The sequence below is a fragment of the Roseateles sp. P4_D2 genome, assembly GCF_056401875.1.
In genome coordinates, this window is sequence record NZ_JBFUIM010000008.1 from 192,408 (window position 1) to 205,967 (window position 13,560).

Consider the following 13,560-nt stretch of genomic DNA (forward strand, 5'->3'; position numbering starts at 1 on the left):
GGGGGTGCAGCCTCCCTAGGGGCGGCCCGGCGGGAGGCTGAATGAGATCCCTGATCGCCACCTGGCGCCTCACGCGCCTTGTGCCGCATGTGCTGCACGGCCTGTGGATCGTCAAGCGCCGCTTCGAGCTGCTGACGGCGTCCGAGCGGCATGGGCTGATCCAGTGGTGGTCGCTCAAGACGCTGCGCATCCTCGGCATCGCGCTGAAGTCCCAGGGCCAGGCCTTGCCGACGGGTCATCTCATGGTGGCCAACCACATCTCCTGGCTGGACATCGCCGGCGTCCACGCGGTGCTGCCGCAGGCGCGCTTCGTGTCCAAGGCGGACGTGAGGCACTGGCCGGTGGTCGGCGCCCTCGTCGAAGGCGCCGGCACGCTCTTCATCGAGCGCGCCAGCAAGCGCGATGCGCTGCGTGTCGTGCACCAGACGGCCGCAGCCCTGCAGGCGGGCGACTGTGTCGCCGTCTTCCCGGAAGGCACCACGGGCGCCGGGCCCGAGATGCTGCCCTTCCACGCCAACCTGCTGCAGGCGGCGGTGTCGGTCGATGCACCGGTGCTGCCCGTCGTGCTGCGGTGGCACGAGCCCGGCGAGCGCTTCAGCTCGTCGGCGCGCTTCATTGGCGACACGACGTTGGTTGAGAGCCTGTGGCGCATTGCTTCGGCCAAGGGGCTGGGCATTGATGTGCAGATCCTGCCCAGCGTGATGGCGACCGGCCAGGACCGTCGCGCCCTGGGTGCGATGCTGCGCGGCGTGATCAGCGCGAAGCTGGGCTGAGCCAGGCCAAGCCGGCCGACGTATTGCCACGGGGCCGGTATTCCAGGCCGACAACGCCTTGCCAGCCACGTGCGTCCAGCAGGGCCAGCTCCGCCGCGAATTCACCGGCCTCGGGCTCATGCCGCCCGGCAACGCCGGCGAGCTGCACATGGCCCAGCATGCCGAGGTCCAGCGCGCGCGCCAGATGTGTCAGTGATTCACCTTCAGCGACGCGGCAATGGTAGAGGTCGAGTTGCAGTTGCACGCGTGGCGTGTCCAGCGCCGCCAGCAGCTCCAGCGCCTGGGCCTGGCGATGCAGGAAATAGCCGGGCATGTCGCGGCGGTTGATGGGCTCGACGACCAGGGGCAGGGGGGACTGCTCGGCGGCCCAGCCGAGGTTGGCCAGCCAGGTCGAGCGGTGCTCGGGCGTGTCCTCGGCCAAGCCTGACAGAAGATGCACGCGGGCCGCGCCAAGGCGGTCGGCCAAGTCCAGGCCGCGCAGCGTCGCGTCGCGAAACTCGGCCTCGCGGCCGGGCAGGGCGGTGAAGCCGCGCTCGCCGACGGCCCAGTCGCCGGCAGGGGCGTTGATGAGGACGACCTTCAGCCCCGCCAGCGCGGCCGTCAGCGGTGGGCGGTCATGCAGATGCGGCTGCTGCAGCTCGACGGCGGCAAAGCCGTCGGCCCGTGCCACCGCCGGCCGGTCGAGATAGGCGTGCTCGGTATAGAGCCAATCGAGATTGGCTGCGAAGCGTGGCGGGATCACTGCAACCCCGCTACCAGGGCGGCGTCATGGATGGCGATCACTTTGGCTGAGGAGGGCAGGGTGATCTCGGGCATGGAGAGCGGGCCTGCGCAGGGAGAATCCCGCGTCACTTGTAAAGAATTGCTGATGATAGAAGCCCGACCGTTGATCGTCCGTCTGCGCAACTTCGTTGGCGACACGGTTTTGAGCATCCCGGCGCTGCGGCTGCTGCAAAGCCACGGCTATCGCCTTGAACTGGTCGGCAAGAGCTGGGCATGCGGGTTGTTGGAGACGGAAGGCTGGCGCGTCCATGTGCGGCCCGAGAGGCTCGGCGAGCGCGTGGCGCAGTTGCGCGCGCTGCGGCGGCAGCTGCGTGCGCAAGACCCCGGATTCGACCGGCGCTCCAATACGCTGCTCTTTCCCTACGCGTTTTCAGCGGCGCTGGACGCGCGACTGGCCGGCCTGCGCGCCGAGGGCCATGCGGTGGAGGGACGCACCTGGCTGATGCGCCGTGGTCACCCGCGGCGCCCGGGGCGGCACACGCTGGTCGAATACTGGGAACTGGCCTGCGACTTCCTCGGCATCGACGAGCCGCCTCCGCCGGTCATCGGCCTGCAGGTCAGCGAGGCCCAGCGGGAGCGGGCCGCCGCTCTGCTGGCGGCGCAAGGCATCGCGCCGGGGCGCTACGTGATGATCTGCCCGTTCGCCAACGGGAAAACCGAGTTCCTGGACCGTACCTGGCCGGCTTTCCCGGAATTCGTGCGCCGCCTGAATGCGGCGGGGCGCCGCATCGTGATGGTGCCGGGACCGACCGAGCTGGAGGGTGCCCGCCAGCTCTACCCTGACGTGGTGCGGTTCGAAGGCGTGGGCCTGGGCATCTACGCCGCGTTGCTGCAGATGGCCGGCATCGTCGTCTCCAACGACACCGGGCCGGGCCACATCGCCGCCGGCGTCGGCGCACGGCTGCTCACCCCCTGGGGGCCGGCCGATCCCGCGGTCTGGGCGCCGTGGGGGCCGACGGTCAAGCTGCTTCAGTACTGGCCCGGCTGGGCCAGCGTGGAGGAGGTGCTGGCCGAGGTGGATCAGGCCTTGCCCTGATTGGCCACGGCGGCAGCCGCCTTGGCGGCGGCTTCGGCGTCGCCCAGGTAGTAGCTCTTGATCGGCTTCAGGTTCTCGTCCAGCTCATAGACCAGCGGGATGCCGTTGGGGATGTTGACGCCAACGATGGCGTCGTCGGCGATGTTGTCGAGGTACTTCACCAACGCGCGGATGCTGTTGCCATGGGCGGCGATGAGCACGCGCTGGCCGCCCTTGATGGCGGGCGCGACGGTCTCGTTCCAGAAGGGCAGCACGCGGGCGACGGTGTCCTTCAGGCATTCCGTCAGCGGAATGTCCTCGGCGTCCAGGCCGCGGTAGCGAGGGTCGCTGCGTTCGCTGCGTGGGTCGGTCGCTTCCAGCGCCGGCGGCGGTGTGTCGTAGCTGCGGCGCCAGATCAGCACCTGCTCGTCGCCGTACTGCTTGGCCATGTCGGCCTTGTTCAGGCCCTGCAGGCCGCCGTAATGGCGCTCGTTGAGGCGCCAGGCGTGGCGCACCGGCAGCCAGGTGCGGTCCATCTGGTCCAGGGCGTGCCACAGCGTCCACACGGCGCGCTTGAGCACCGAGGTGTAGGCGATGTCGAAGTCATAGCCCGCTTCCTTCAGCAGCCGGCCGGCCGTCTTGGCCTGCTCGACACCGGTGGGCGTCAGGTCCACGTCGGTCCAGCCGGTGAAGCGGTTTTCCAGGTTCCAGGTCGATTCGCCGTGGCGGATGAGGACGAGCTTGTACATGGGGCAAGGCGCGCTGAGGTGGTGGGAGGCGGCGGATTATCCGACCCAGCGATAATCGCCGGCTTCGTTGAATTACACGGGATGCTTGCTTGAACTTCCTGATCGAGAACTGGTTTCTGCTCGTCGCCGCACTTGTGTCCGGTGGCCTGTTGCTCTGGCCCATGCTGATGTCGGGTGCACAGGGCGGCGGCCTCGCCCCCGCCCAGGCGGTGCAACTGATCAACCGCGAGAAGGGCGTGCTGATCGATGTCAGCGAGCCCGAAGAGTTTGCCAAGGGCCATGCCGTCGGCGCGCGCAACATCCCCTTTGGCCAGATCGAGGGCCACAAGTCCTTGCCGTCCAACAAGGCCCTGCCGCTGGTGTTGGTGTGCCCGACCGGCGCACGCGCCGGCCGCGCCGCGGGCATGCTGCGCAAGCTGGGCTATGACAAGGCCCAGGTGCTGGCCGGCGGCCTCAAGGCCTGGCGGGAGGCGAATTTGCCGGTGGAAAAAAGCGCGTGAGCGGTTTTTCGCCCAACCGACTTTTTCTGCCTTTCATTGGGCAGAAATCTGCGTAGGCAGATTTGCGGCTGAAGGAGATTGAGATGGCTGCCGTCAAGATGTACACCACCCTGGTCTGTCCGTTCTGCGTGCGCGCCAAGATGCTGCTCAAGCAACGCGGCGTCGAGCAGATCGACGAGGTCCGCGTCGACCTCAACCCGGGCGAACGCCAGGAGATGATGGCCAGGACGGGCCGCCGCACCGTGCCGCAGATCTTCATCGGCGACACCCATGTCGGGGGGTGCGATGACCTCATCGCCCTCGACCAGAAGGGCGGCTTGCTGCCCTTGCTCCAAGCGGCCTGAAGGGTCGCTTTGGGCGTTCTTGCCTGATTTCAACACCGGGCAAGCCCGATCGGCTTGTCACGAGGCATCGCCCATAATCCAGTGACTGCCCGCAGCACGCCGCCTGCGGGCTTTTGTTTGACGCTTCGCTAGAAAGAATCCCATGGCCGACGAGATCCAAGCCGCCCCCGAAGGCACCCCCGTGTTCCAGATCCAGCGCATGTACCTGAAGGATCTGTCGCTGGAGCAGCCCAACGCGCCGCACATCCTGCTGGAGCAGCAACAGCCCCAGGTAGACATCAACCTGACGCTGTCGGCCGAGAACGTCACCGACGGCATTTTCGAGGTCTGCGTGACGGCCACGGTCAACACCAAGGTCGGCGACAAGACGCTGTTCCTGGTCGAAGCCAAGCAGGCCGGCATCTTCGAGATCCGCAATGTGCCGCAGGACCAGCTCGAAGGCATCCTGGGCATCGTCTGCCCGCAGATGGTCTACCCCTATCTGCGCGCCATCGTGTCCGACGTCTGCACCCGCGCCGGCTTCCCGCCGGTGCTGCTGACGGAAGTGAACTTCCAGGCCATGTTCGAGGCCCAGCAGGCGCAGCGCGAAGCCCAGGGCGGCCAGGCCGTCAACTGAGCATCGAGGCTCGCCTCGTGATGACGCCCCGCTCCGTGCGGGGCGTTTTACTTGGGTGACACTTCTGCGCATGACGACGATGAAGATCAGCGTTCTCGGCGCCGGTGCCTGGGGCACGGCCCTGGCCATCCAGGCGGCCAACGCCGGCCATGATGTGAGCCTGTGGGGCCGTGACGCAACTGCCATCGGACAAATGCGGGCGAGCCGCCGCAACGCGGCCTATCTGCCCGACGGCGAACTGCCCGCCGCGCTCGGCCTGACCGGCGACCGTGCCGCAGCCATTGCGCACGCCGCCGACGGGCTGACCATCGTCGCGACGCCGATGTCCGGCCTGCGCGAAACCCTCGCCGCCCTGCCGCCAACGCAGCGCGTGCTGTGGCTGTGCAAGGGTTTCGAGGCAGTCACCGGGCGGCTCGGCCACGAGATCGCACGCGAGTTGCAGCCGGCCATGCGCGTCGGTGTGTTGTCCGGCCCCAGCTTTGCGCAGGAAGTGGCCGCTGGCCGGCCCACGGCCCTGGTCGCGGCGAGCGAGGACGCGGCGCTCGCCCAGGCCGCCGTCGATGCCTTCCATGGCGAACGGCTGCGCGTCTATACCTCCAACGATCCGGTTGGCGTCGAAGTCGGCGGCGCAGTCAAGAACGTCATGGCCATAGCGGTGGGCGTCTGCGATGGCCTCTCCGGCGCCGCACCTGATGCGCCGGGGTTGAACGCCCGCGCCGCCGTCATCACGCGCGGCCTGGCCGAGATGCTGCGCCTGGGCCTGGCCCTGGGCGCCAAGGCCGAGACCTTCATGGGTCTGTCGGGTCTGGGCGACCTGGTGCTGACGGCGACGGGCGACCTGTCGCGCAATCGCCGCGTCGGCCTGATGCTGGCGCAGGGGCTCGCGTTGCGGGACATCCTGGCCAAACTCGGTCATGTGGCCGAAGGCGTCTACAGCGCGCCGACGGTGCTGGCGCGTGCGCGCGAGGCCGGCGTCGAGATGCCGATCACCGAGGCCATGGTGGCCTTGCTGGACGGGCGGCTGCGTGTCGGCGAGGCGGTCGAGCACCTGATGGGCCGCGAGGCCCGCGCCGAATAATTCAGGCGCCGCCTGCGTAGCCGTTCTGCCGCCAGGCTTCGAACACGGCGACCGCGACGCTGTTGCTCAGGTTGAGGCTGCGCTGGCCCTCGCGCATCGGCAGGCGCACACGCTGATCGAGCGGGAAGCTCTCACGCAGTTCGGGCGCCAGGCCGGCCGTCTCGCTGCCAAACACGAAGTAGTCGCCCGGCTGCCAGGCCACCTCGCCAAAGGACCGGCTGCCGCGCGTGGTGAAGGCGAACATGCGTGCGGCGTCGGGCGACTGGGCCGCCAGGAAGGCCGCCCAATCGGCATGGCGCTGCACGCGGGCGTACTCGTGATAGTCCAGGCCGGCGCGTTGTAGCAGCTTGTCTTCCATCGAGAAGCCCAAGGGCTCGATCAGGTGCAGGCTGCAGCCGGTGTTGGCTGCGAGCCGGATCACATTGCCCGTGTTGGGCGGAATCTCCGGCTGGACAAGGACGATATGGAACATGGACGCGAGTATCTTCGCCGGATCGCGGCGATCAACGTGTTGCATTCGGGCCGAGCGCCGGGCCGCTCCCAAGCCGGCCCGTCATGGCGATGTGCTTGCCGGTCGATCCGGCAAGCATCGCCGCCCCCTCGGGGGGCCGGCCAGGCTTGCCGGCGTCCAGCGCGGCAGGACTGGACGAGGGGCGTCATTCGCCCGGCTCCGGCGTGCGCGCAATGACCCAGGCCTGCACGCTCATCGCGCCGGCCTGCAGCAGCACATGGGCCAGCTCGAACAGCGTCGCGCCGCTGGTCATCACGTCGTCGAGCAGCGCGACGCAGGTGCCGCGCAACTGCGCCGCGCGCAGCGGCTCGACGGCGAAGACGCCGCGCACATTGGCTGCGCGCGCCTCCAGCTTCAGGCTGGCTTGGGCAGCGTTGTGGCGTACCCGCAGCAGCATCTCCGGCTCGCAGCGCAGGCCGCGCCGGCGCGCCAGCGCCTTGGCCAGCTCGTGTGCCTGGTTGTAGCCGCGCTCGCGCAGGCGGTCGTTCGACAGCGGCACGGGCAGCAGCCAGTCTGGCGCGTCGACCTCGGCCGCGGTCAGCGCCGTGTTCAGGCGCTCCAGCAGGCTCTCGCGCAGTTCCAGGGCCTGGTGGTATTTGAAGTGCTGCAGCAAGCCGTCCCAGGGGAAGCGGTAGTCCAGCGCAGCCACGGCGCGGTCCAGCGGTGGTGCCGCGTGCAGGCAGCGCCCGCATTGGGGGCGGGGCCTGCCGGTCAATTCGATGGGCAGCCTGGCCGCGCAGGTCCAGCAGCGCGGCTGCGGGCGTGCGTAGAGGGCCAGGCAGGCTTCGCAGATGGTCTGGTGGCTCCAGGCGCGGCAGACGGCGCACTGGCCGGCGCAGCGCAGCAGGACTTTCTCGATCAGAGCAGGCTTCGTTGCCGACAGGGAGCGCTCGGGCATCGGCTCAATATACTGACCGCTCCATGAGTGAACCGGCTTCGACCCCTACTTCAAACAAGGGGCCGCGGCCCCAGGACCTCGACGCCGCCGCCGTTCGCCACCAGGCGCGCCGCCTCGCGGCCGCTGCGCAGCCGCCGTGGTTGCACGACGAGGTCGCCGGGCGCATGGCCGAACGCCTGACCTATATCAAGCTGCAGCCGAACCGCGTGCTGGACGCATCGCCGGCCTTGGGCGCCAGTGGCGAGCTGCTGCGCCTGGCTTACCCGAGCGCGGAGTTGCTATGGCATGAAGCCGACACGGCGCTGGCGGCTCGCGCGGCCGAGAAGCGCCAGCGCAACTGGTGGCAGAAGCTGCGTGGCGCCTCCTCCGGTCATGTCGATTCGCTGCCAGCGTTGCCCCAGGTCGACCTGTTGTGGTCCAACATGGCCCTGCATGCCTGCGCCGACCTGCCGGAGCTGCTCGACACCTGGCAGGCCAGCGTCGCGGTCGGCGGCTTTGTGATGTTTTCCTGCCTGGGCCCGGACAGCTTCGTCGAACTGCGGCCGTTGTATGCGCGCGCCGGCTGGGGCCGGCCGGCGCCTGACTGGTGGGACATGCATGACATCGGCGACCTGGTGCTCAAGGCCGGCTTTGCCGACCCCGTCATGGACCAGCAGCGGCTGCGCCTGACCTGGGCCACGCCCGAAAGCCTGCTGGCCGACCTGCGGGCGCTGGGCGGCAACCTGGCGCCCGCGCGCTTCGCCGGCTTGCGCGGTCGCAAGTGGAAGGCGGCACTGCTGGCGCAGCTGGAAACGCTGCGCGACGGCGAGGGCCGGCTTGCGCTGACGGTAGAGCTCGTCTTCGGCCACGCCTTCAAGGCGGCGCCGCGGCTGACGATGGCGGCCGAGACCCATGTGTCCGTCGACGCCATGCGCGCAACGCTGCGCAAGGGCCGTGAAACCGGGTGAAGGGGGATGAAGGGGGTGAATCCCCGGGGGCGGCATGGGCCGTCCCTCTCGGAGCCTGGGCTAAAATCCCGCGCCGCATAGAGGGCTTTGGGGCAACACCCGGCTCAACCCACGGAACTTGCCTCCCAAATCCAGCTGTCGGGCTGGACAAGCAAGCCCCGCTCTTCAAAGAACCAAGTGACAACCATGACGATGATGAACGCACGAGTGCATAGCGCCTCACGCGCTTGGGGCCGTTGGGCCACGGCGGCGATGGCGGCCCTGGCGGCCGGCCCAGCCCTGGCGGTCAACGACCTGAAGGGCGGCCCCGGCGTCAATCAGCTCAATCTGCACGAGCCAGTCACGCGCATCGCGGCCGACCAGATGTGGCTGCACAACTTCGTGATGATCGTCTGCCTGGTCATCTTCTTCGCGGTGTTCGGGGTGATGTTCTATTCCATCTTCAAGCACCGCAAGTCCAAGGGCGCGGTGTCGGCCAACTTCCACGAGAGCGTGGCCGTCGAGATCGCCTGGACGGTGGTGCCCTTCCTCATCGTCATCGGCATGGCCCTGCCGGCGACCAAGGTCGTCGTCGCGATGAAGGACACCACCAATGCCGACGTGACCATCAAGGCCACCGGCTACCAGTGGAAATGGGGCTATGACTACCTGAAGGGCGAAGGCGAGGGCATCGGCTTCCTGGCCACGCTGGACACGGCCCAGCGCGAGTCCTCGAACTCCAAGCACCCCGAAGAGGTCGACGACTACCTACTGAAGGTGGACAACCCGCTGGTCGTGCCGGTGGACAAGAAGGTCCGCATCATCACGACGGCCAACGACGTCATCCACGCCTGGATGGTGCCGGCCTTCGGCGTCAAGCAGGATGCCATCCCCGGCTTCGTGCGCGACACCTGGTTCAAGGCCGAGAAGATCGGTGACTACTACGGCCAATGCGCCGAGCTGTGCGGCAAGGAACACGCCTACATGCCCATCCACGTGAAGGTCGTGTCCGCCGAGGACTACACCAAGTGGGTGGATGGCAAGAAGAAGGAAATCGCCGCCAAGGCCGATGACCCGAACAAGGTCTGGGAGCAAGCCGCCCTGGTCGCCCGCGGCGAGAAGGTCTATGGCGCCAACTGCGCCGTCTGCCACAAGGCCGACGGCTCGGGCGCCGGCCCGATCAAGCCGCTGGACAAGTCGCCGGTCGTGCTCGCCGAAGACAAACTGCAGCAGGTTCAGGTCGTGCTGAACGGCCGCATGGACAAGGGCATGCCCGCCTGGAAGCAGCTCAGCGATACCGACATCGCCGCCGTGATCACGTACACGAAGAACAGCTGGTCCAACAAGACGGGCCAGACGGTGCAACCGGCCGAAGTGCTGGCCGCCCGCAAGTAATCGACCGAACGCCGAATCAGAGGAAATCACATGAGTGCAGTGCTCCCCCCCCACGGCGCGGTCGGTGGCCATGACGGCCACGCCCACGATCACGATCACGACCACCACGATGATCACCACGCACCCCACGGCTGGCGCCGCTGGGTGTTCGCGACCAACCACAAGGACATCGGCACCCTCTACCTGCTGTTCTCCTTCACGATGCTGATGGTCGGCGGCATCCTGGCCCTGTGCATCCGCGCCGAGCTGTTCCAGCCGGGCCTGCAGTTCTTCAACCCCGAACTCTTCAACCAGTTCACGACCATGCACGGTCTGATCATGGTGTTCGGCGCCATCATGCCGGCCTTCGTCGGCTTCGCGAACTGGATGATCCCGCTGCAGATCGGCGCGGCCGACATGGCCTTCGCGCGGATGAACAACTTCAGCTTCTGGCTGCTGATCCCCGCGGCCATCATGCTGGTGGGCAGCTTCTTCATGCCCGGTGGCGCCCCCGCCGCGGGCTGGACGCTGTACGCGCCCCTGACGCTGCAGATGGGCCCGTCGATGGACGCCGGCATCTTCGCGATGCACATCATGGGCGCCTCGTCCATCATGGGCTCGATCAACATCATCGTCACCATCCTCAACATGCGCGCCCCCGGCATGACGCTGATGAAGATGCCGATGTTCGCCTGGACCTGGCTGATCACGGCCTATCTGCTGATCGCCGTCATGCCCGTGCTGGCCGGCGCCATCACGATGACGCTGACCGACCGTCACTTCGGCACCGCCTTCTTCAACCCGGCTGGCGGCGGCGACCCGGTCATGTACCAGCACATCTTCTGGTTCTTCGGCCACCCCGAGGTCTACATCATGATCTTGCCGGCCTTCGGCATCGTCAGCCAGATCGTGCCGGCCTTCGCCCGCAAGCGCCTGTTCGGCTACGCCTCCATGGTGTACGCGACGGCCTCCATCGCGATCCTGTCCTTCATCGTCTGGGCCCACCACATGTTCGCCACCGGCATGCCGGTGACGGGCCAGCTGTTCTTCATGTACGCGACCATGTTGATCGCCGTGCCCACGGGCGTGAAGATCTTCAACTGGCTGGCGACGATGTGGCGCGGCTCGATGACCTTCGAGACGCCGATGCTGTTCGCCGTCGGCTTCATCTTCGTGTTCACGATGGGCGGCTTCACCGGCCTGATCCTGGCGATGGCACCGGTCGACATCCAGCTGCAGGACACCTACTACGTCGTGGCCCACTTCCACTACGTGCTGGTGGCCGGCTCGCTGTACGGCATGTTCGCCGGCTACTACTACTGGTCGCCGAAGTGGACCGGCGTGATGTATTCGGAGACCCGCGGCAAGATCCACTTCTGGGGTTCGCTGATCTTCTTCAACATCACCTTCTTCCCGATGCACTTCCTGGGTCTGGCCGGCATGCCGCGTCGCTATGCCGACTACCCGATGCAGTTCGCCGACTTCAACGCGATTGCATCCATCGGCGCCTTCGGCTTCGGCCTGATGCAGGTCTACTTCTTCCTGTTCGTCGTCGTGCCGGCCATGCGCGGCAAGGGTGAGAAGGCGGCGCAGAAGCCCTGGGAAGCCGCCGAAGGCCTGGAGTGGGAAGTGCCGTCGCCGGCGCCCTTCCACACCTTCGAAGAGCCGCCCAAGCTGAACGCTTCGGCCACCAAGATCGTCGCCTGATGGCCATGACGCCCGAACAGCGCAAAGCCAACCGACGGCTGGGATTGATCCTGCTGTCGATTGCCTTGATTTTCGGCATCGGCTTCGTCACGAAGATGGTGCTGCTGGCTCACTGACATGATGAAGCCCCCACGCGCACTTCGTTTGCTGCCCCCCGAGGGGGCGCGTCAGCGCCTTCGGGCGGCCGGGCGGCACTGACATGCGTTTCCTGGCCGCTCTGCATCGCGACAACCGGCAGCTCGTCATGAAGCTGGCGGTGGTGGTCGCGTTGATGTTCGGCTTCGGTTACGCGCTGGTGCCGCTGTACAAGGCCATCTGCAATGCGCTGGGCATCAACGTGCTGTCGCTGGCCGAGCGCCAGACCGCGCTTTCGGCCAAAGGCATCGCCGACGGCAACGGCCAGATCGACTTCAGCCGTGAAATCACGGTCGAGTTCGACACCAATGCCCGCGGCCCCTGGGACTTCAAGCCGGCGGTGCGCCATCTGACGGTGCACCCGGGCGAACTGACCCAGGTCATGTACGAGTTCCGCAACGTGCAGGACCGCACCATGGCGGCCCAGGCCATCCCGAGCTATGCGCCGATGCAGGCGAGTGCGCATTTCAACAAGCTGGAATGCTTCTGCTTCAACGAGTACACGCTGAAGCCGGGCGAGAGCAAGCAGTGGCCGGTCGTGTTCGTCATCGACCCCAAGCTGCCCAAGGATGTGAAGACCATCACCCTGTCCTATACCTTCTTCGAGGTGGCGGGCAAGGGCGGTGTGAAGTTGGGCCAGGCGCCTGGATCCCGTTCAGCGACGGGAGCCGCGCTGTGAGCGAAGCCGGCAAGGATCTGAAGGACGCCGTGGGCCGCAAGGCCTCGCTGGCCCAGACGATCTCGGCCGTGGCCTGGAGTTTTTTCGGTGTGCGCCGGGGCAAGGATCATGAGAACGACATGGCCAAGCTCAACCCGGTGCATGTATTGATCGCGGGCGTGCTTGGCGCCGCCCTGTTTGTATTGGTGCTGGTGCTGCTGGTCCGTTGGGTCATCAGCAGTGGCGTGGCCGGGGCCTGAAGGCCCGCGCCGCAACAGAGTTCAGAACGAGCGAGTACTAGGAGAACAACATGTCGGCAGCGACTACCCCGGGCAAGACCCCGTACTACTTCGTCCCGGCGCCTTCACGGCATCCGGTGATGGCCGCGATCGGCCTGTTCTTCGTCATCCTCGGCGCGGGCCAGTGGGTCAACGGCCATGGCTGGGGCATGTACTCGCTGTTCGGCGGCCTGGCCTTCTGGGCCTTCGTGCTGCAGCAATGGTTCCGCCAGGCCATCGGCGAGAGCGAGGGCGGCCTGTACAGCGACCGTATCGATGTCTCCTTCCGCTGGAGCATGGGCTGGTTCATCTTCTCGGAGGTGATGTTCTTCGCCGCCTTCTTCGGCGCGCTGTTCTGGTCCCGCCTGTACTCGGTGCCGGTGCTTGGCAGCCTGGAAAACGCCTTGCTGTGGCCCGACTTCAAGGCCATCTGGCCCAGCACGGCGCCCGGCTTTACCGCTGCGCCGGCGGGCACCGTCGAGGCCTTCAGCACCATGGGCCCCTGGCCCATTCCGACGATCAACACGGCCCTGCTGCTGACCTCCGGTGTCACGCTGACGATTGCCCATCACGCGCTGATCGCCGGCAACCGCGGCAAGACCATCCTGTGGATGTGGATCACCGTGCTGCTGGGCGCGACCTTCGTCGGCTTCCAGGCCTATGAATACCACCACGCCTACACCGAGCTCAACCTCAAGCTGACCTCCGGCATCTACGGCTCGACCTTCTTCATGCTGACCGGCTTCCACGGCTTTCACGTCTGCGTGGGCGCACTGATGCTGCTGTTCATCACCATCCGCCTGATGAAGGGCCACTTCACGCCGGAGCGCCACTTCGGCTTCGAAGGCGCCGCTTGGTACTGGCACTTCGTGGACGTGGTGTGGCTGGGCCTGTACGTCATCGTCTACTGGATGTGACTTCCCGGTCTCGCAATGAGAAAGCGCCGCAGCAGCGGCGCTTTTTTGTTGTTGAAGCTCAGGATTTCACCGGCAGTCCGGTCGGCTGTATCCAGCCCATCTTCCAGCTCAGCAGGATGACCAGGAACAGCGTCACCGACACGGCGACCCGCACCGCCAGCGCACGGGCCATGTTGGGGCTTTTCTTGTTGCCGCCTTTGCGCAGCATGAAGAAGCCGGCCGCGCCGAGCGCGCCAAGGATGCCGATGAAGGCGATCAGGATCACGAATTTCATGGTGTCGAATTATCCGCTCGGGGT

General features: G+C 66.9%; 18 protein-coding genes. 13 read left to right on the forward strand and 5 right to left on the reverse strand.

Annotation, left to right across the window (positions count from 1 at the left end):
- Positions 1 to 41 precede the first annotated feature (41 nt).
- Positions 42 to 773, forward strand: a complete 732-nt coding sequence (locus AC1DW0_RS16265) for a lysophospholipid acyltransferase family protein (RefSeq protein WP_457324814.1) — start codon at positions 42 to 44, stop codon at positions 771 to 773.
- Here the strand turns inward: AC1DW0_RS16265 and AC1DW0_RS16270 are convergent.
- Positions 754 to 1,515, reverse strand: a complete 762-nt coding sequence (locus tag AC1DW0_RS16270) for a hydroxypyruvate isomerase family protein (protein ID WP_477946897.1) — start codon at positions 1,513 to 1,515, stop codon at positions 754 to 756. The genes AC1DW0_RS16265 and AC1DW0_RS16270 overlap by 20 nt on opposite strands.
- 30 nt (positions 1,516 to 1,545) lie before the next feature.
- Between AC1DW0_RS16270 and AC1DW0_RS16275 the strand changes: the two genes are divergently transcribed.
- Positions 1,546 to 2,592 (forward strand): glycosyltransferase family 9 protein, encoded by a 1,047-nt coding sequence (locus AC1DW0_RS16275; RefSeq protein WP_477946899.1) that lies wholly within the window; start codon positions 1,546 to 1,548, stop codon positions 2,590 to 2,592.
- Here AC1DW0_RS16275 and gpmA read toward each other — a convergent pair.
- Positions 2,577 to 3,320, reverse strand: coding sequence for a 2,3-diphosphoglycerate-dependent phosphoglycerate mutase (gene gpmA, locus AC1DW0_RS16280; RefSeq protein WP_457326075.1), 744 nt, complete (start codon positions 3,318 to 3,320; stop codon positions 2,577 to 2,579). The two genes, AC1DW0_RS16275 and gpmA, sit on opposite strands and share 16 nt — an antisense overlap.
- Positions 3,321 to 3,409: 89 nt before the next feature.
- On the opposite strand from gpmA, the gene AC1DW0_RS16285 reads away from it, so the two are divergent.
- The 4 genes from AC1DW0_RS16285 (at position 3,410) to AC1DW0_RS16300 (ending at position 5,858) form a co-directional block, all read left to right on the forward strand.
- Positions 3,410 to 3,820: a rhodanese-like domain-containing protein gene (locus tag AC1DW0_RS16285; RefSeq protein WP_056199428.1), complete on the forward strand. Its 411-nt coding sequence runs from the start codon at positions 3,410 to 3,412 to the stop codon at positions 3,818 to 3,820.
- An 83-nt stretch (positions 3,821 to 3,903) separates the two neighbouring features.
- Complete coding sequence (gene grxC / locus AC1DW0_RS16290; RefSeq protein ID WP_457326074.1) at positions 3,904 to 4,164, forward strand: glutaredoxin 3; 261 nt, start codon at positions 3,904 to 3,906, stop codon at positions 4,162 to 4,164.
- A gap of 142 nt (positions 4,165 to 4,306) precedes the next feature.
- Positions 4,307 to 4,780 carry a protein-export chaperone SecB gene (gene secB, locus AC1DW0_RS16295; RefSeq protein ID WP_056199425.1) on the forward strand — a complete coding sequence of 158 codons (474 nt, stop codon included), beginning with the start codon at positions 4,307 to 4,309 and terminating at the stop codon, positions 4,778 to 4,780.
- 79 nt (positions 4,781 to 4,859) lie between these two features.
- A complete protein-coding gene (locus tag AC1DW0_RS16300; RefSeq protein ID WP_477946900.1) occupies positions 4,860 to 5,858 on the forward strand; it encodes an NAD(P)H-dependent glycerol-3-phosphate dehydrogenase in 999 nt (332 codons plus the stop codon).
- Position 5,859: 1 nt separating this feature from the next.
- On the opposite strand, the gene trmL is transcribed toward AC1DW0_RS16300, so the two are convergent.
- Positions 5,860 to 6,330 carry a tRNA (uridine(34)/cytosine(34)/5-carboxymethylaminomethyluridine(34)-2'-O)-methyltransferase TrmL gene (gene trmL, locus AC1DW0_RS16305; RefSeq protein ID WP_457391331.1) on the reverse strand — a complete coding sequence of 157 codons (471 nt, stop codon included), beginning with the start codon at positions 6,328 to 6,330 and terminating at the stop codon, positions 5,860 to 5,862.
- A 184-nt stretch (positions 6,331 to 6,514) separates the two neighbouring features.
- On the reverse strand, positions 6,515 to 7,267 hold the full coding sequence (locus tag AC1DW0_RS16310) for a ComF family protein (protein WP_057295803.1): 753 nt from the start codon (positions 7,265 to 7,267) through the stop codon (positions 6,515 to 6,517).
- A gap of 23 nt (positions 7,268 to 7,290) precedes the next feature.
- Here AC1DW0_RS16310 and AC1DW0_RS16315 point away from each other — a divergent pair, with 23 nt between their 5' ends.
- From AC1DW0_RS16315 to AC1DW0_RS16345, 7 genes are all read left to right on the forward strand, one after another.
- Positions 7,291 to 8,214: a class I SAM-dependent methyltransferase gene (locus tag AC1DW0_RS16315; RefSeq protein ID WP_457444789.1), complete on the forward strand. Its 924-nt coding sequence runs from the start codon at positions 7,291 to 7,293 to the stop codon at positions 8,212 to 8,214.
- Between the two features lie 186 nt (positions 8,215 to 8,400).
- A complete protein-coding gene (gene coxB / locus AC1DW0_RS16320) occupies positions 8,401 to 9,588 on the forward strand; it encodes a cytochrome c oxidase subunit II (protein WP_477858554.1) in 1,188 nt (395 codons plus the stop codon).
- A gap of 30 nt (positions 9,589 to 9,618) precedes the next feature.
- Positions 9,619 to 11,274 carry a cytochrome c oxidase subunit I gene (gene ctaD / locus AC1DW0_RS16325; RefSeq protein WP_056199408.1) on the forward strand — a complete coding sequence of 552 codons (1,656 nt, stop codon included), beginning with the start codon at positions 9,619 to 9,621 and terminating at the stop codon, positions 11,272 to 11,274.
- Positions 11,274 to 11,390, forward strand: a complete 117-nt coding sequence (locus tag AC1DW0_RS16330; protein ID WP_394326330.1) for a cytochrome oxidase small assembly protein — start codon at positions 11,274 to 11,276, stop codon at positions 11,388 to 11,390. The genes ctaD and AC1DW0_RS16330 overlap by 1 nt, the downstream gene beginning before the upstream one ends.
- An 83-nt stretch (positions 11,391 to 11,473) precedes the next feature.
- Positions 11,474 to 12,088: a cytochrome c oxidase assembly protein gene (locus tag AC1DW0_RS16335; RefSeq protein WP_477946904.1), complete on the forward strand. Its 615-nt coding sequence runs from the start codon at positions 11,474 to 11,476 to the stop codon at positions 12,086 to 12,088.
- Complete coding sequence (locus AC1DW0_RS16340) at positions 12,085 to 12,327, forward strand: DUF2970 domain-containing protein (RefSeq protein WP_457326213.1); 243 nt, start codon at positions 12,085 to 12,087, stop codon at positions 12,325 to 12,327. The genes AC1DW0_RS16335 and AC1DW0_RS16340 overlap by 4 nt, the downstream gene beginning before the upstream one ends.
- A 50-nt stretch (positions 12,328 to 12,377) precedes the next feature.
- A complete protein-coding gene (locus tag AC1DW0_RS16345; RefSeq protein ID WP_056199399.1) occupies positions 12,378 to 13,262 on the forward strand; it encodes a cytochrome c oxidase subunit 3 in 885 nt (294 codons plus the stop codon).
- A 58-nt stretch (positions 13,263 to 13,320) separates the two neighbouring features.
- On the opposite strand, the gene AC1DW0_RS16350 is transcribed toward AC1DW0_RS16345, so the two are convergent.
- Positions 13,321 to 13,536 carry a DUF2909 domain-containing protein gene (locus AC1DW0_RS16350; RefSeq protein WP_457391322.1) on the reverse strand — a complete coding sequence of 72 codons (216 nt, stop codon included), beginning with the start codon at positions 13,534 to 13,536 and terminating at the stop codon, positions 13,321 to 13,323.
- Between the last annotated feature and the right edge of the window lie 24 nt (positions 13,537 to 13,560).